General features: G+C 64.4%; 13 protein-coding genes. All 13 read left to right on the forward strand.

The window, feature by feature from the left end:
- The first annotated feature begins 19 nt into the window (after positions 1 to 19).
- The 13 genes from mraY to recN all read left to right on the forward strand — a co-directional run bounded on the left by mraY (position 20) and on the right by recN (position 16599).
- Entirely contained in the window at positions 20 to 1102 is a 1083-nt protein-coding gene (mraY, locus tag NKJ26_RS15790) for a phospho-N-acetylmuramoyl-pentapeptide-transferase (protein ID WP_027025452.1), read from the forward strand.
- An 8-nt stretch (positions 1103 to 1110) separates the two neighbouring features.
- The gene (gene murD / locus NKJ26_RS15795) at positions 1111 to 2511 is read left to right on the forward strand and encodes a UDP-N-acetylmuramoyl-L-alanine--D-glutamate ligase (protein ID WP_352696104.1); all 1401 of its coding nucleotides are present in this window, start codon (positions 1111 to 1113) and stop codon (positions 2509 to 2511) included.
- Positions 2511 to 3662, forward strand: a complete 1152-nt coding sequence (gene ftsW, locus NKJ26_RS15800; protein WP_352597718.1) for a putative lipid II flippase FtsW — start codon at positions 2511 to 2513, stop codon at positions 3660 to 3662. Before murD ends, ftsW begins: the two co-directional genes overlap by 1 nt.
- Before the next feature lies 1 nt (position 3663).
- Positions 3664 to 4791, forward strand: a complete 1128-nt coding sequence (murG, locus tag NKJ26_RS15805) for an undecaprenyldiphospho-muramoylpentapeptide beta-N-acetylglucosaminyltransferase (protein ID WP_352696105.1) — start codon at positions 3664 to 3666, stop codon at positions 4789 to 4791.
- Positions 4788 to 6194: a UDP-N-acetylmuramate--L-alanine ligase gene (murC, locus tag NKJ26_RS15810; protein ID WP_352597722.1), complete on the forward strand. Its 1407-nt coding sequence runs from the start codon at positions 4788 to 4790 to the stop codon at positions 6192 to 6194. Before murG ends, murC begins: the two co-directional genes overlap by 4 nt.
- Positions 6191 to 7156, forward strand: a complete 966-nt coding sequence (murB, locus tag NKJ26_RS15815; protein WP_352696106.1) for a UDP-N-acetylmuramate dehydrogenase — start codon at positions 6191 to 6193, stop codon at positions 7154 to 7156. The genes murC and murB overlap by 4 nt, the downstream gene beginning before the upstream one ends.
- A gap of 300 nt (positions 7157 to 7456) precedes the next feature.
- Positions 7457 to 8383, forward strand: a complete 927-nt coding sequence (locus NKJ26_RS15820; RefSeq protein WP_352597725.1) for a D-alanine--D-alanine ligase — start codon at positions 7457 to 7459, stop codon at positions 8381 to 8383.
- Positions 8371 to 9312, forward strand: a complete 942-nt coding sequence (locus NKJ26_RS15825) for a cell division protein FtsQ/DivIB (protein ID WP_352696107.1) — start codon at positions 8371 to 8373, stop codon at positions 9310 to 9312. The genes NKJ26_RS15820 and NKJ26_RS15825 overlap by 13 nt, the downstream gene beginning before the upstream one ends.
- Entirely contained in the window at positions 9309 to 10616 is a 1308-nt protein-coding gene (gene ftsA, locus NKJ26_RS15830; protein ID WP_352696108.1) for a cell division protein FtsA, read from the forward strand. The genes NKJ26_RS15825 and ftsA overlap by 4 nt, the downstream gene beginning before the upstream one ends.
- A 66-nt stretch (positions 10617 to 10682) precedes the next feature.
- Positions 10683 to 12371, forward strand: a complete 1689-nt coding sequence (ftsZ, locus tag NKJ26_RS15835; RefSeq protein WP_352696109.1) for a cell division protein FtsZ — start codon at positions 10683 to 10685, stop codon at positions 12369 to 12371.
- Positions 12372 to 12651: 280 nt separating this feature from the next.
- Positions 12652 to 13602, forward strand: coding sequence for a UDP-3-O-acyl-N-acetylglucosamine deacetylase (gene lpxC / locus NKJ26_RS15840; protein ID WP_352696110.1), 951 nt, complete (start codon positions 12652 to 12654; stop codon positions 13600 to 13602).
- Between the two features lie 260 nt (positions 13603 to 13862).
- The gene (locus NKJ26_RS15845; RefSeq protein WP_027025463.1) at positions 13863 to 14732 is read left to right on the forward strand and encodes an outer membrane protein assembly factor BamD; all 870 of its coding nucleotides are present in this window, start codon (positions 13863 to 13865) and stop codon (positions 14730 to 14732) included.
- Positions 14733 to 14925: 193 nt separating this feature from the next.
- Positions 14926 to 16599 (forward strand): DNA repair protein RecN, encoded by a 1674-nt coding sequence (gene recN, locus NKJ26_RS15850; protein ID WP_352696111.1) that lies wholly within the window; start codon positions 14926 to 14928, stop codon positions 16597 to 16599.
- Positions 16600 to 16650: the final 51 nt, after the last annotated feature.

Below are 16650 nucleotides of genomic sequence, written 5' to 3' on the forward strand. Positions count from 1 at the left end.
AGTCGGGGACGAAAAGCGCATGTTCACACTGCTGGTCGAATTCGCGGACAAGGTCTCGGTCTTCAACGTCTTCCGCTACATCACTTTCCGCACCGGCGGGGCGCTGATCACGTCGGCGCTGATCGTCTTCATCTTCGGGCCGACCATCATCAATTCGCTTCGGCTGCGGCAAGGCAAGGGCCAGCCGATCCGCGCCGACGGTCCGCAAACCCATTTCAAGAAGGCCGGCACGCCGACCATGGGCGGGCTGATGATCCTGTCCGGCATCATTGGCTCGTCGCTTTTATGGGCGAACCTGTCGAGCATCTATGTCTGGGTGGTGCTTCTGGTGACGCTGGGTTTCGGCTCCATCGGCTTTTACGACGACTATCTGAAGGTGACGAAGCAGTCTCATCTCGGCTTTTCCGGCAAGGCGCGGCTGGGGCTCGAATTCATCATCGCCGGCATCGCGGCCTGGGTGATCATGCATAACGGCCAGGCGCCGTTCTCGTCGTCGCTGACATTCCCCTTCGCCAAGGAATTCCTGATCAATCTCGGCTGGTTCTTCATTCCGTTCTCCTGTCTCGTCATCGTCGGCGCCGGCAATGCGGTGAACCTGACCGACGGCCTCGACGGCCTGGCGATCGTGCCGATCATGATCGCGGCTGCGTCCTTCGGCGTCATCGCCTATCTCTCCGGCAACGCGGTGTTCGCCGAATATCTGCAGATCCATTTCGTGCCGGGCACCGGCGAGCTGGCTGTCGTGCTGGGTGCTGTCATCGGCGCCGGCCTCGGCTTTCTCTGGTTCAACGCGCCGCCGGCCGCGATCTTCATGGGCGACACCGGCTCGCTGGCCATGGGCGGCCTGATCGGCACCGTCGCGGTCGCGACCAAGCACGAGATCGTGCTGGTCATCGTCGGCGGCCTGTTCGTGGTCGAGATACTGTCCGTGATCATCCAGGTCGGCTATTTCAAGATGACCGGCAAGCGGGTGTTCCTGATGGCGCCGATCCACCACCATTTCGAAAAGCTCGGCTGGACCGAAAGCCAGGTGGTGATCCGCTTCTGGATCATCGCCGTCATCCTGGCGCTGGTCGGCCTCTCAACCCTCAAGCTGCGATAGGAGGCCGCTTGATCCCCGCCACATCCTTCGCAGGCAAGCGTGTTTCGCTGTTCGGGCTCGGTGGCTCGGGCATTGCCACCGCGCGCGCGCTGATCGAGGGCGGGGCGCAAGTGCTGGCGTGGGACGACAATCCCGACAGCGTCGCCAAGGCGGCTGCCGCCGGCATCGCTACCGGCGATCTGCGCGGCGCCGACTGGGCGAAATTCTCGGCCTTCGTGCTGTCGCCGGGCGTGCCGCTGACGCATCCGAAGCCGCATTGGACGGTCGAACTGGCGCGCGGGTCGGGCGTCGAGATCGTCGGCGACATCGAGCTTTTCTGCCGCGAGCGGATGCTTGCCGCGCCGGCGGCGCCTTTCATCGCCATCACCGGCACCAACGGCAAGTCGACGACGACCGCGCTGACCTCGCATATTCTGAAGGCGTCCGGGCGCGATACCCAGATGGGCGGCAATATTGGCCGTGCCGTCATGACGCTCGATCCGCCGGAGCCCGCGCGGCACTATGTCGTCGAATGCTCGTCTTACCAGATCGACCTCGCGCCCTCGATCGACCCGACGGCCGGCATCCTGCTCAATCTGACGCCCGATCATCTCGACCGCCACGGCACCATGCAGCACTATGCTTCGATCAAGGAGCGGCTGGTCGCCGGCAGCGACACGGCGATCATCGGCATCGATGATTCCTGGTGCGCGCAGATCGCCGAGCGGCTGGAGCGGGCGGGGCGGCACGTCATCCGCATTTCCAAGCGCCTGCCGCTGACCGACGGATATTTCGCCGATGGCACCTACCTGATGGAAGCCGTGCATGGCCGCTACAGCCGCGTCGCCTTCCTCGAAGGCATCGGCTCACTGCGCGGCCAGCACAATGCGCAGAATGCCCTTGCCGCTGTTGCCGCCTGCCTCAAGGTCGGGCTGGAGCTTGGCGAGATCCAGTCCGGGCTCGAAAGCTTTCCCGGCCTCGCGCACCGCATGGAGCAGGTCGGCCGCAAGGACCATGTGCTGTTCGTCAACGATTCCAAGGCGACCAATGCCGATGCGGCGGCACCCGCGCTGTCGAGCTTCAACCGCATCTACTGGATCGCCGGCGGCCTCCCCAAGGAAGGCGGTATCGAGCCGTTGCGCGGCTTCTTCCCGCGCATCGCCAAGGCCTATCTGATCGGCGAGGCGGCGCCGGCCTTCGCGGCGACGCTTGGCGAGGCGGCGTCGTACGAGATATCGGGCACGCTTGCCGCTGCGGTCGAGCACGCCGCGCACGATGCGGCCAAGGACAATAGCGGCGAGGCGGTGGTGCTGCTGTCGCCGGCCTGCGCCAGTTTCGACCAGTTCAAGAATTTCGAAGTTCGCGGCGAAGCCTTCAGGCAAGCTGCGAACGCTATAGATGGCGTCAAACCTATCGGAGGGGCACGATAATGCAGAGCCGTCTCGACAAAAGCCCGGTTGCGACCTGGTGGTGGACGATCGATCGCTGGTTCCTGGCGGCGTTCCTGTCGCTGATGGGGCTGGGCATCGTGCTGTCTTTCGCCGCGAGCCCGGCGGTCGCCGAACGCATCGGCCTCGACAGCTTCCATTTCGCCACCAGGCAGATCATCTTCACCGTGCCGGCGCTCGGCGTGATGCTGGCGGTGTCCTTCCTCGATTCCAGAGAGATCCGGCGCATGGCGCTGATCATGCTGTGCCTGATGCTGGTGCTTATGGTGGCGGTGCTCTACATCGGCATCGAGGTGAAAGGCGCGCGGCGCTGGGTGTCGCTTGCCGGCCTGTCGATCCAGCCGTCGGAATTCCTGAAACCCGCCTTCGTCATCATGTGCGCCTGGCTGTTCGCCGAACATAAGCGCCAGCCCGACATCCCGGGCAATCTGTTCGCCATGCTGCTGCTGGTGCTGGTCGTGTCGCTGCTGGTGGCGCAGCCGGACCTCGGCCAGACCATGCTGACGACCGGCACCTGGGGCATCATGTTCTTCATGGCGGGGCTGCCCTGGCTATGGATCGTCGTGCTCGGTGCCGCCGGCGTCGGCGGCGTCTTCGCCGCCTATACCGTGTTCCCGCACGTCGCCTTGCGCATCGACAAGTTCCTCACTGGCGAGGGCGACACGTTCCAGGTCGACATGGGACGCGATGCGCTGATCAATGGCGGCTGGTTCGGCGTCGGGCCGGGCGAGGGCACCGTCAAGCGGGTCATCCCCGACAGCCATGCCGACTTCGTGTTCTCGGTCGCGGGCGAGGAGTTCGGGCTGATCATGTGCTTCTTCATCATGGCGATCTTCGCCTTCATCGTGCTGCGCGGCCTCAACACGGCGCTCAAGGAACATGACGACTTCACTCGCTATGCGGTCGGCGGCCTCGTCACCGTGTTCGGCCTGCAGGCAGTCATCAACATGTGCGTCAACCTGCAGCTGGTGCCGGCCAAAGGCATGACGCTGCCCTTCATCTCCTACGGCGGCTCCTCGCAGATCGCCATCGCCATCTCGATGGGCATGGTGCTGGCGCTGACGCGCAAGCGGCCTGAGAAGCGCAAGCAGATGGGCTTTACGCTGCCGCCGCGCGCGCTGCCGGCGGAGTGACATGGCGAGAGGCGTCATCCTTCTCGCGGCGGGCGGAACCGGCGGACATCTGTTTCCGGCCGAGGCGCTGGCGCATGAGCTGAACGAACGCGGCTGGACGGTGCATCTGGCCACCGACGACCGCGCCGAGCGGTTTGCCGGCCATTTCCCGGCCGCCGCCATCCATCCGATCCAGTCGGCGACTTTAGGCTCGAAAAATCCCATCGCCCTGCTTGGCGCGTTCTGGAAGATATGGCGCGGCGTGCGGCAGGCCTCCGCGATCATCGGCCGGATCAAGCCGGATGCCGTCGTCGGTTTCGGTGGCTATCCGACCTTGCCGCCGCTCTACGCCGCTACACGGCGCAAGGTGCCGACGCTGATCCACGAACAGAATGCGGTGATGGGGCGCGCCAACCGGGCGTTGGCCGGCCGCGTCGATGCCATTGCCGGCGGCTTCCTGCCGCAGGATGCAAGTGCCGCCGGCGCCAAGACGGTGACGACGGGCAATCCGGTCAGGCCTCGGGTGCTGGAAGCGGCCAAGACGCCTTATGCAGCGTCGTCCGGGGACCAGCCGTTTCGCCTGCTGGTGTTCGGCGGCAGCCAGGGCGCCCAGTTCTTTTCCGACGCCGTGCCGGCGGCGATCGCGCTGCTTCCCGAAGCGCAGCGCAAGCGGCTGGTCATTACCCAACAGGCTCGCGCGGATGACGTGGCGCGGGTGAAGGCGGCCTATGCGGCGCTTGCCGTCAATGTCGAGGTTTCGCCTTTCTTCACCGATATGGCAGTGCGCATGGCAGACGCGCACCTGATCATCTCGCGCTCCGGCGCCTCGACCGTCTCGGAGATCGCGGTCATTGGCCGGCCGGCGCTGCTGGTGCCCTATCCCTATGCGCTCGACCATGACCAGGCTGCGAACGCGGCGGCCCTTGCGGCGGCCGGCGGTGGTGAGGTGCACCCGCAATCCTCGCTTTCGCCCGAGTTCATCGCGTCCCTCGTCGGCGGGCTGATGGACACTCCCGAGCGGCTTGCGGCGATGGCGGCGGGAGCGAAATCGGCCGGCAGGCCGGACGCTGCACGGTTGCTCGCCGATCTCACAGAGGCTATTGCGTCGAAAAAAACCGTTTCGGATTTCAGGAAGGGCACGCACGCATGAAGATGCCGCAGACGATCGGGCTTGTGCATTTCATCGGCATTGGCGGCATCGGCATGAGCGGCATTGCCGAGGTGCTGCACAATCTCGGCTACAAGGTGCAAGGTTCCGACCAGGCCGACAGCGCCAATGTGCAGCGGCTGCGCGACAAGGGCATCGAATGCTTCGTCGGCCACAGAGCCGAAAATCTCGGCGATGCCGAGGTTGTCGTCGTCTCGACGGCGATCAAGAAATCCAATCCGGAACTGAAGGCGGCGCGGGAAAAGTTGCTTCCCATCGTGCGCCGCGCCGAGATGTTGGCCGAGCTGATGCGCTTTCGCCAGGCGGTGGCGATCGGCGGCACGCATGGCAAAACGACGACGACCTCGATGGTCGCCACCTTGCTCGAAGCCGGCGGGCTCGACCCTACCGTCATCAATGGCGGCATCATCAATGCCTACGGCACCAACGCCCGCATGGGCGACGGCGAATGGATGGTGGTCGAGGCCGACGAAAGCGACGGCACCTTCCTCAAGCTGCCAGCCGAGATCGCCGTGGTCACTAACATCGATCCCGAGCACCTCGACCACTATGGCAGCTTCGACAAAGTGCGCGAGGCGTTCCGCCAGTTCGTCGAGAACGTGCCGTTCTACGGCTTCGGCGTGATGTGCACCGATCACCCGGAAGTGCAGGCGCTGGTCGGCCGCATCGAGGATCGCCGCGTCATCACCTATGGCGAGAACGCGCAGGCCGATGTGCGCTTCACCAATCACCGCATGGCGGGTGCCGTTTCGGAATTCGACGTGGTGATCCGCAACCGCAAGGGCGGTGGCCAGACTGCCATATCGGGCCTGCGCCTGCCGATGCCCGGCCGCCACAACGTCTCCAACGCCACCGCCGCGATCGCGGTCGCGCATGAACTCGGCCTGTCCGCCGAGGCGATCAAGAAGGGCCTGTCGTCCTTCGCCGGCGTCAAGCGCCGCTTCACCCTTACCGGTTCGTGGAACGGCGTCGATGTGTTCGACGATTACGGTCACCATCCGGTCGAGATCTCAGCGGTGCTGAAGGCGGCGCGCAGCGCCACCAATGGCCGCGTCATCGCCATTGCCCAGCCGCATCGCTTCACCCGGTTGCATGATTTGTTCAACGAGTTCTCCACCTGCTTCAACGATGCCGACACGGTGATGGTGGCGCCGGTCTACGCGGCCGGCGAAGAGCCGATCGACGGCGTCACTTCCGACGCGCTTGTGTCGCGCATCCGTGCCGGCGGCCACCGTGACGCCCGCTACATCGAGGGGCCGGCGGCGATCGCGCCTGTTATCCGTGACCTGGCCAAGCCCGGCGACTTCGTGGTCTTCCTCGGCGCCGGCAACATCACCCAATGGGCCTATGCCTTGCCCAAGGAGCTTGGCGGGACCGTCTCATGATGCACGGCCAGGCCCTGATCGACAAACTTGGCGACCGGCTTGCCGGCCTGCGCGGCCGCCTGACGCCGAATGCCGAGATGGACAAGATCACCTGGTTCCGCGCCGGCGGCCTTGCCGAGGTATTGTTCCAGCCAGCGGACGAGGAGGACCTTGCCGCTTTCCTCAAGGCCGTTCCCGAAGAGATACCTCTGACCGTCGTTGGTGTCGGCTCGAACCTTCTAGTGCGTGACGGTGGCATCCCAGGTTTTGTCATCCGGCTTTCGGCCAAGGGCTTCGGCGAGGCGGAGATCGTTTCGCCGATCAGGATCAAGGCGGGTGCGGCCACGCCCGACAAGCGTGTTGCCGCAGCGGCGCTCGAAGCCGGCATTGGCGGGTTTCATTTCTATCACGGCATTCCGGGTGCCATCGGTGGCGCGCTGAGGATGAATGCCGGCGCCAATGGCGTCGAGACGCGCGAGCGGGTCGTCGAGGTGCGGGGGCTCGACCGCAAGGGCAATGTCCAGACGCTGAGCAATGCCGACATGGGCTACGCCTATCGCCATTCGGCGGCACCGGCCGGGCTGATCTTCACGTCCGCCGTGTTCGAAGGCTTTGCCGAGGACAAAGCGGTGATCAAGGCGGCGATGGACGCGGTGCAAAACCATCGCGAGACGGTGCAGCCGATCCGCGAGAAGACAGGCGGCTCGACCTTCAAGAATCCGGAAGGCACGTCGGCCTGGAAGGAGATCGACAAGGCGGGCTGCCGCGGTCTCTTGATCGGCGGCGCGCAGATGTCGCCGATGCACTGCAACTTCATGATCAACACCGGAACCGCGACCGGCTATGACCTGGAATATCTCGGCGAGACGGTGCGGGCGCGGGTCCTCGAACATTCCGGCATCCGGCTCCACTGGGAAATCAAGCGCATCGGCGATTTCCGGCCCGGGCATGCCGTCCAGGAGTTTCTTGGACAACTCCTCTGACCGTCGTTGAAGTTCATGTGATGCATGAACTTCAACCATGCCGGAACAGCCGCGCGACCGTTGCTCCAAAGACTCAACGACACGGTTTTTGCATCCATTTTCTCAGAAAGTGAATCTCTCGGAATCATAAGCACTTGCCAGTGAATCAACTCTCTGATTCTCTGCTCCAAAGCGTTTCCTGATTTGAGTCGTTCGACGCGTTTCAGCGTTTTCCGTCTGGGGGGCAACCTGCCGGGAGACTCTGACTCAATGTTGCGGAAATCCTGGTTTTTGATCCGCCGCGAGAGGGGATGACGGGGAATGACAAGCAAGCATGTGGCCGTATTGCTGGGTGGGTTTTCGTCCGAGCGGCCCGTGTCCCTGTCTTCCGGAAAGGCCTGCGCCGATGCACTTGAGCAGGAAGGTTATCGAGTCACCCGCGTCGATGTCGGTCGCGATGTCGGTTCCGTGCTTGCCGATCTTAAACCCGACGTTGCCTTCAACGCGCTGCATGGTCCGTTCGGCGAGGACGGCACGATCCAGGGCATCCTCGAATATCTCGGCATTCCCTATACCCATTCCGGCGTGCTCGCCTCGGCGCTCGCCATGAACAAGGAACTGGCGAAGAAGATCGTCAAATCGGTCGGCGTTCCGGTCGCCGAATCGAAGGTCGCCAATCGCTTCGCTATCCAGAACAAACACCCGATGAAGCCGCCCTACGTGGTCAAGCCAGTCAGTGAGGGATCGAGCTTCGGTGTCGTCATCGTGCATGAGGGGCAGACGCATCCGCCGCAGATCATCGGGTCGTCCGAGTGGAAATATGGCGATACCGTCATGGTCGAGCGCTACATCCACGGGCGCGAACTGACCTGCGCCGTCATGGGTGATGTGGCGCTCGGCGTCTGCGAGATCATCCCGACGGGCCATTCCTTCTACGACTATGATTCAAAATATGTCGCGGGCGGATCAAAACACGAATGCCCCGCAAAAGTTTCACCGAATATTTACCAAAAAATACAGACACTGGCGCTCAAGGCTCACCAAGCTGTCGGCTGTCGGGGCGTATCCCGGTCGGACTTCCGTTATGACGATCGTCACTCCGAAAATGGCGAAGTTGTATGGCTCGAGGTCAATACCCAGCCGGGCATGACGCCGACGTCTCTGGTGCCTGAAATCGCCGCCCAGGCAGGGCATTCGTTTGGCGAACTGTTGAGTTGGATGGTGGAGGACGCTTCGTGTCTGCGTTGAAATGGGGACAGGGCAAGGGGAAGGGCGCGGCTGGGCCGTCGCTGTTCGGCCTGCCATTGTCGCTTGACCATTTCGTATTGCCGCGCGTGCTTCGCCGCCCGGTGCGGATCCTGGCGCGCCTGGGCGAGGGCGAGTTCCAGGCGCCGCGCTTCTCGCTGGCCATCATGTCGGCGGTGCTGCTCGCTTCGAGCGGCGCTTATGGCGCGTATCTTGGCGGCCACGCCGACGGTATCATTCAGAGCATCACCGCCCGTACCGGCTTCGCCGTCGACCAGGTCAAGGTGGTCGGTAACCGCCAGACTTCCGAGATCGATATTCTCGACCGGCTCGAGCTCGACGGCTGGACGTCGCTGATCGGCTTCGATGCCGAGGCGGCGCGGGAGCGTATCGCCACTTTGCCGTGGATCGAGATCGCCGCGGTGCGCAAGGTCTATCCGCACACGCTGGAAGTGCGCGTCGAGGAGCGTGTGGCCTTCGCGCTCTGGCAGCAAGGCAATGATCTTTCCGTCATCGAGAAGGACGGCGCTGTCATCGCGCCGTTCTCGGGAGGCAAGCAGGTGATGCTGCCGCTGTTGATCGGCACCGGCGCGCCGGCCAAGGCGCCGGACTTCCTGGCCAAGGTCGAAAAATATCCTGATTTCGCCAGCCGCATCAAAGGCTATATCCGCGTCGGCGAGCGGCGCTGGGACCTGAAGCTGGACAACGGCATCACCGTCAAGCTTCCCGAGGATGACGAGGACCAGGCGATCGCCGAGCTGGTCAGGATGGATCATGACAAGGCGCTGTTGTCGCGCGACATCGCCGCCGTCGACATGCGGCTGCCCGACCGGCTGGTCGTGCAACTGACACCCGAGGCCGCGACGCAGCGCGAAGCCGCGCTCAACGAGAAACCCAAGAGCCTGAAGCGCAAGCCGGAGACGAAAATATGAGCTGGCTTGGCGGTCATGGCGATGCCTCGTCGCGCCGGTCCGGCACCTTGACGGTGCTGGATGTCGGCTCGAACAAGGTCTGCTGCATGGTGGCGAAGCTGAAGCCATGCGACGACGGCAAGCTTTTGCGCGGACGCTCGCACCGGATCCAGGTGATCGGCATCGGGCACCAGAAGTCGCAAGGCGTGAAGTCGGGCGTCATCGTCGATCTCGACCGCGCCGAACATGCCATCCGTCTTTCCGTCGACGCCGCCGAGCGCATGGCCGGCCTGACGGTGGATTCGCTCATCGTCAACATGACCGCCGGGCGGCTGAAGAGCGAAGCCTTCTCGGCCACCATCAACCTTGGCGGCCACGAGGCCGACGAGGCCGACATCAAGCGCGTGCTCGGCGCCGGTGCCAAGCAAGCGCTGAAGGCCGAGCGCGAGGTGATCCATTCGTTGCCCGTCGGCTTTTCGCTGGATTCCGAGCGCGGCGTGCGCGATCCGCGCGGCATGGTCGGCGACGCACTGGGCGTCGACATGCATGTGCTGACGGGCGACGCCGCGCCGATGCGCAATCTGGAACTCTCCATCAACCGCTCGCACCTCTCGGTCGAGCGCATGGTGGCGACGCCCTATGCCAGCGGCCTGGCGGCACTTGTCGACGACGAGCTGGAACTGGGTGCCGCCTGCATCGACATGGGCGGCGGCACGACGACGATCTCGGTGTTTGCTGAAGGCAAGTTCGTCCATGGCGACGCCATCGCCATCGGCGGCAATCATGTCACGCTTGACATGGCAAAGGGGCTCTCGACTTCGCTCGACGCCGCCGAACGGCTGAAGGTGATGCATGGCTCGGCGCTGCCGGGCAGCGCCGACGACCGCGACCTGATCTCGATCCAGCCGATCGGCGACGACGGCGACGTGCCGTTGCAGATCCCGCGTTCGGTGATGACGCGCATCGTGCGCGCCCGCATCGACGAGACGCTGGAACTGTTGCGCGACCGGCTGAACAAGTCCGGCTACGGCAATGCCGTCGGCAAACGCGTGGTGCTCACCGGCGGCGCCAGCCAGTTGGCCGGCCTGCCGGAAGCCGCACGCCGCATCCTGGGGCGCAACGTGCGCATCGGGCGTCCGCTCGGGGTGGCGGGCTTGCCCGAAGCAGCGAAGGGCCCGGCCTTCTCGGCTGCGGTGGGGCTTCTGATCTATCCGCAGATGGCGAGCTTCGAGAGCCATCCGGCGAAAGGAATTTCCGGTCTCAGGATGACTGGAACGGGCGGAAAACTGCATCGCATGAGTCAGTGGTTGAGAGACAGTTTCTAATTGACGGGGACAGCCCCATAGGCGGCCGCGGCGGCGAAGCGGCGTGAAAGGCAAAGGACGGAGACAATGACCATCAATCTGCAAAAGCCGGACATCACCGAGCTTAAGCCGCGCATCACCGTGTTCGGTGTCGGCGGCGGCGGCGGCAATGCCGTCAACAACATGATCACCGCCGGTCTGCGCGGTGTCGAGTTCGTGGTGGCCAACACCGACGCGCAGGCGCTGACCATGTCGAAGGCCGACCGGCTGATCCAGCTCGGCGCGCATGTCACCGAGGGCCTCGGCGCCGGCTCGCAGCCGGAAGTCGGCCGCGCGGCTGCGGAAGAGTGCATCGACGAGATCATCGACCACCTGTCCAACACCCATATGTGCTTCGTCACCGCCGGCATGGGCGGCGGCACAGGCACGGGTGCTGCTCCGGTCGTTGCCCGCGCTGCCCGCGAGAAGGGCATCCTCACCGTCGGCGTCGTCACCAAGCCGTTCCATTTCGAAGGCCAGCGCCGCATGAAGACGGCGGACTTCGGCATCGAGGAATTGCAGAAATGCGTCGATACGCTGATCGTCATCCCCAACCAGAACCTGTTCCGGCTGGCCAATGACAAGACCACCTTCGCCGATGCCTTCGCCATGGCCGACCAGGTGCTCTATTCCGGTGTCGCCTGCATCACCGACCTGATGGTCAAGGAAGGCCTGATCAACCTCGACTTCGCCGACGTGCGCTCGGTGATGCGCGAGATGGGCAAGGCGATGATGGGCACCGGCGAGGCTTCGGGCGAGGGCCGCGCGATGGCCGCCGCCGAGGCCGCGATCGCCAATCCGCTGCTCGACGAGACCTCGATGAAGGGCGCCAAGGGCCTGCTGATCTCGATCACCGGCGGCCGTGACCTGACCCTGTTCGAAGTCGACGAGGCGGCGACCCGCATCCGCGAGGAGGTCGACCAGGACGCCAACATCATCCTGGGCGCCACTTTCGACGAGGAACTCGAAGGCGTCATCCGCGTCTCGGTCGTCGCCACCGGCATCGACAAGTCGGCGGCTGAAATTGCCGCGGCGCCGATCTCGATCCGCACGGCGCCGCAGAAGCCGGTCAGCCGCCCGGCGGCTGCCGCGGTGGAAAGCCGTCCGGCACCTGTCCAGCAGCCGGCGGCCTACGAGCCGCGCGCCGTCGATCCGGTCGCCGAGGCCATCCACATGGCCGAAGCGAACGCCGCCGCGATGGCGCAGGCTCGCCCGGCCCCGGTCGCCCATGCGGACGATTTCCGCCCGCAGAGCAAGATCTTCCAGGCGCCGCCCGCGCAGCCGCAGCCAATGGCTCAGCCCGTCGTCCAGCAGATGATGCAGCCGGCGCCGCAGCCGCGCGAGATGCTGCGCGAGGTGCCGCAGCCGGTGGCGATGGCGCCGCAACGCATGCCGCGCGTCGAGGATTTTCCGCCGGTCGTGAAGGCCGAGGTCGATGCCAAGAGCCGTCCGGCGGATCACGAGAACAGCGGGCCGATGGGCCTGTTGAAGCGCCTGACCAACGGCTTGACCCGCCGCGAGGAAGAGCCGGCCCGGCTGCAGCCGGCACAACCGCGCGAACCCAAGCTGCGCCAGGCCCAACCCGAGGTGCGCCGTCTCGCCAGCCAGGACGCCCAGCTCTACGCGCCGCGCCGCGGTCAGCTGGACGACCAGGGCCGCCTGACGCCGCAGACCAGGGCGACTCAGGACGACGACCAGCTGGAGATTCCGGCATTCCTGCGCCGCCAGGCCAACTGATTGGTAAACGAGCTGTAACACTTGTTAACAGGCAAGCAAGGAATTGCTTGCCTGTTAACGTTTAAAATGGTGCAAATTCAAGCGGTTACCGCGCGTAGCCGTTCCTTGTCGCGGTTACAAAGAGTAAGAAACCGTGATTTGGAGTCTCCCTGCCGGGACATTATCTTCGCTGCCTACCATCGTCGGCATGCGGGATTTCGGGGGAAATGACCCTGTCTGCCGATTTCAAACAAGAGCCGCGCCCTCGGGCTGGAAAAGCGGACCTAGGCATTTCGGGCTTATGGGGATTGTCTTGCACGACTACCAGACGACATTGAAGACGCGCGCGTCGCTTACCGGCACCGGCGTCCACAGCGGCAAAGAAGTTTCCCTCAGTTTCCTGCCGGCGGATGCGAATACCGGCATCGTTTTCCAGCTTGTCAATGGAGCGGAGCAGGGGCGTGAGTTCCGCGCCCTGTTTTCCGAGATCGGCGCTACCGACCTGTGCACCATGCTCGGCGATCCGGCGGGCGAGCATATCGCCACGGTCGAGCACATCATGGCGGCGCTGTTCGGGCTCGGCATCGACAATGTCCTCATCGAGATCGATGGCCATGAAGTCCCGATCCTCGACGGCAGCGCCATGGCGTTCGTGGAAGCCATCGACCAGGCTGGCATCGAGACGCTGCCGGTCAAGCGGCGCTATATCAGGGTCGTCAAGCCTGTCCGCATCGAGAACGGCGCCTCATGGGCCGAATTCAGGCCTTATGACGGCACCCGCTTCGAGGTCGAGATCGACTTCGAAAGCCCCGCCATCGGCCGTCAGCTTTTCGCGTCCGACCTCAATGCCGACATTTTCCGCCGCGACATCGCGCGCGCTCGCACCTTCGGCTTCATGAAGGACGTCGAGCGGCTGTGGGCGGCGGGCTACGCGCTTGGTTCCTCGCTGGAGAACTCGCTGGTGATTGGCGACGACAACCGCGTCATCAACATGGGCGGGTTGCGCTATCCCAACGAATTCGTGCGCCACAAGACGCTGGATGCGATGGGCGACCTGGCGCTGGCCGGCGCCCGTTTCATCGGCTGCTTCCGTTCCTATCGCGGCGGCCACAGGCTGAACGCGGCGGCGCTGCGTCGCCTGCTGTCCGATCGCACGGCCTTCGAGATCGTCGAGACGACACGCCGCGAGCGTGGCCGTGCCGCCGAGATGAGCGCCGTCAATGCGCCGCTCTATGCGCCCTGGATGCTCTGATTCCTTTAAGTTTTTTGCATTCAATGGCGGAATGGGTGTTGCATGAATGCATCATCCATCCGCGAAATGGCGCAGATGCTGAGGCCGCGCTGCGCCGCCACAAAAATGTGCGATTGCCTAGACATAGCGTTGCCGGGCAAGGCGGTTATGGTCTATGGCTGCTGCCGTCCATTAGTGCATGTCGTCTGGAAGTGGGACCATTTTTGGGACAGCGGCTTGCAAAAGGCATTGAAATAACGCCGAAAGGGCGCAATCCAATCATGTTCTTCAAGCGAATTGGTCAATCGAAAGCGACGCAGCGGTCCGTTTTCCTGGCGCTTTCGGTGGTTGTTCCATCGCTCTTCCTGTCGGCCTGCATGTCGTCGGAGAAAGATATCGACTTGTCGACTTATGTCGACCAGACCGAGCCGGCCGACGTTCTCTACAATCAGGGCCTCGCCAATCTGAATGCCGGGCGGTTGCAGGAGGCGAGCCGCAAGTTCGACGCGGTCGACCGCCAGCACCCCTATTCGGAATTCGCCCGCAAATCGATGGTGATGGGCGCCTTCGCCGACTATCGCCAAGGCAATTACGACGAGGCGATCGCGTCGGCCAAGCGCTATCTCACCCTCTATCCCTCGACCGACGACGCGGCTTACGCGCAGTACATCATCGGCCTGAGCTATTATCGCCAGATCAAGGATGTGACGCAGGACCAGAAGGAAGCGCGCCAGACCATGCAGACGATGCAGGACCTGGTGACGCGCTGGCCGACCTCGGAATATGTCGAGGACGCCAAGGAAAAGATCCGCTTCGCCAACGACCAACTCGCCGGCAAGGAAATGCAGATCGGCCGCTACTATCTCGAGCGCCGCGAATACATCGCCGCCGTCAAGCGTTTCCGCAACGTGGTCGAGAACTATTCCAACACGCGCCATGTCGAGGAGGCGCTCGCCCGCCTGACCGAAAGCTATTATGCGATGGGGCTGACCTCGGAGGCCCAGACGGCCGCCGCAGTGCTCGGCACCAATTATCCCGACAGTTCATGGTACAAGGATTCCTACAAGCTGTTGCAGAGCAACGGGCTTGCGCCGCGCGAAAATGCCGGGTCGTGGATTTCCAAGGCCGGCAAGCTGATCACCGGCGCCTGACCCCAGAGCATCGGACTGAAGCGCTTTTTCGGATTGATCCGGCGATCAAACAAAAAGATAGTGCGGCGCTGCGACTCCAACTGGTCGCGTGCCGCATTGAAGCGCGCCGCGCTTTAAGTCTTTTGTTTTCGTGCATGTCGCTACCCCGAAACCGGGTCCAATTCTGGGCGACATGCAATAGGTCCGGGTTCTGATGCTTTCCAGATTGTCGATCCGCGATATCGTCCTGATCGAGAAGCTGGATATCGACTTCCAGCCCGGCCTTTCCGTGCTGACCGGTGAAACCGGCGCCGGCAAATCCATTCTGCTCGATGCCTTGTCGCTGGCGCTCGGCGCACGCGGCGACGCTTCGCTGGTGCGCCACGGCGCGACGCAAGGCCAGGTCATCGCCGTGTTCGATGTGCCGCGCAACCATCCGGTGCGCGCGCTGCTTGCCGAAAACGCCATCGAGGACGACGGCGACATCATCCTGCGCCGACTGCAGACGGCGGACGGCCGTACCCGGGTCTTCGTCAACGACCAGCCATCCAGCGTGACATTGATGCGCGATGTCGGCCGCGCGCTGGTCGAGATCCACGGCCAGCACGACGAACGCGCCTTGATCGATCCCGGCGCGCATCGCGATGTGCTCGACGCCTTCGGCGGCCATCTCGGCGCCGTCCGCTCGACGGGCGAGGCATGGCGGCACTGGCGCGCCTGCGAACAGGAGCTTTCGCGCCATCGCGCCAAGGTGGCTGCCGCGGCACGCGAGGCCGATTATCTGCGTGCGGCCGTGGCGGAACTGACCAAGCTCGATCCGCAGCCCGGCGAGGAGACCGATCTTGCCGAATTGCGCGCCTCGATGATGCGGGCGGAAAAGATCGCATCGGAAATCCACGACGCCCAGGACGTGCTGTCCGGCCCGTCCTCGCCCTTGCCGCAACTGGCCAGCCTGCTGCGCCGGCTGCAACGCAAGGTGACGGAGGCGCCCGGCCTGCTCGACGAAGTGGTCAAGTCGCTCGACGAGGCGATGCTGTCGCTCGACGCGGCGCAATCGGGCGTCGAGGCCGCGTTGCGCGCCACCGAATATGATCCGCAGCGGCTGGAGAAGGCCGAGGAGCGGCTGTTTTCGTTGCGCGCGGCGTCGCGCAAGCACAGCGTCGCCGTCGACGAGCTGGCGCAACTGCGCGACACGATGGTGGCCGATCTCGCCGATCTCGACGCCGGCGAGGAACGCTTGCATGGGCTGGAAAAGCAGGCTGCCGCCGGGCGCGAAGCCTACGACATCGCCGCGGCTCAGCTTTCCTCGCTCCGCCACGCGGCGGCGGTCGGCCTGACCAAGGCCGTCATGGCCGAACTGCCGGCGCTGAAGCTCGAACGCGCGGCCTTCATCGTCGAGATGAAGAGCGAGGCCGAGAGCCGCATGGAAGAGGGCATCGACCAGATCGAGTTCTGGGTACGCACCAATCCCGGCACGCGGCCCGGGCCGATGATGAAGGTGGCTTCCGGCGGCGAACTTTCGCGCTTCCTTTTGGCGCTGAAGGTTGCGCTCGCCGACCGTGGCTCGGCGCCGACGCTGGTTTTCGACGAGATCGACACGGGTGTGGGCGGCGCCGTGGCGGACGCGATCGGCCAGCGGCTGGCGCGGCTGTCGAAGCGCGTGCAGGTGCTGTCGGTGACGCATGCGCCGCAGGTGGCGGCGCGCGCCGAGACGCATTTCCTGATTTCCAAGTCGGGCAGCACCGACCGTGTCGCGACAGGCATAGCCGAGATGGACCGGCCGGCGCGGCAGGAGGAGATCGCGCGCATGCTGGCCGGCGCAACCATCACCGACGAGGCGCGCGCCGCCGCCGAGCGGCTGCTGCGCGAGAACACCGGCGCTTCCTGAGCGCATGGTCGCCCGGCTTTGATGGGGAGTCAGCTTGTGGCGCCATCCCGC

Origin of the sequence: Mesorhizobium sp. M0152, from assembly GCF_040322415.1 — a bacterium.
Lineage (GTDB): Bacteria > Pseudomonadota > Alphaproteobacteria > Rhizobiales > Rhizobiaceae > Mesorhizobium.

Bases quoted from the DNA above. Each gene is read 5' to 3' on its own strand.
- murG (WP_352696105.1), top strand. From the start codon at position 3,664: ATGGCGAGAGGCGTCATCCTTCTCGCGGCGGGCGGAACCGGCGGACAT.
- lpxC (WP_352696110.1), top strand. From the start codon at position 12,652: ATGGGGATTGTCTTGCACGACTACCAGACGACATTGAAGACGCGCGCG.
- recN (WP_352696111.1), top strand. From the start codon at position 14,926: ATGCTTTCCAGATTGTCGATCCGCGATATCGTCCTGATCGAGAAGCTG.
- NKJ26_RS15820 (WP_352597725.1), top strand. From the start codon at position 7,457: ATGACAAGCAAGCATGTGGCCGTATTGCTGGGTGGGTTTTCGTCCGAG.
- NKJ26_RS15845 (WP_027025463.1), top strand. From the start codon at position 13,863: ATGTTCTTCAAGCGAATTGGTCAATCGAAAGCGACGCAGCGGTCCGTT.
- ftsW (WP_352597718.1), top strand. From the start codon at position 2,511: ATGCAGAGCCGTCTCGACAAAAGCCCGGTTGCGACCTGGTGGTGGACG.
- murB (WP_352696106.1), top strand. From the start codon at position 6,191: ATGATGCACGGCCAGGCCCTGATCGACAAACTTGGCGACCGGCTTGCC.
- ftsZ (WP_352696109.1), top strand. From the start codon at position 10,683: ATGACCATCAATCTGCAAAAGCCGGACATCACCGAGCTTAAGCCGCGC.
- ftsA (WP_352696108.1), top strand. From the start codon at position 9,309: ATGAGCTGGCTTGGCGGTCATGGCGATGCCTCGTCGCGCCGGTCCGGC.
- murC (WP_352597722.1), top strand. From the start codon at position 4,788: ATGAAGATGCCGCAGACGATCGGGCTTGTGCATTTCATCGGCATTGGC.
- mraY (WP_027025452.1), top strand. From the start codon at position 20: ATGTTCACACTGCTGGTCGAATTCGCGGACAAGGTCTCGGTCTTCAAC.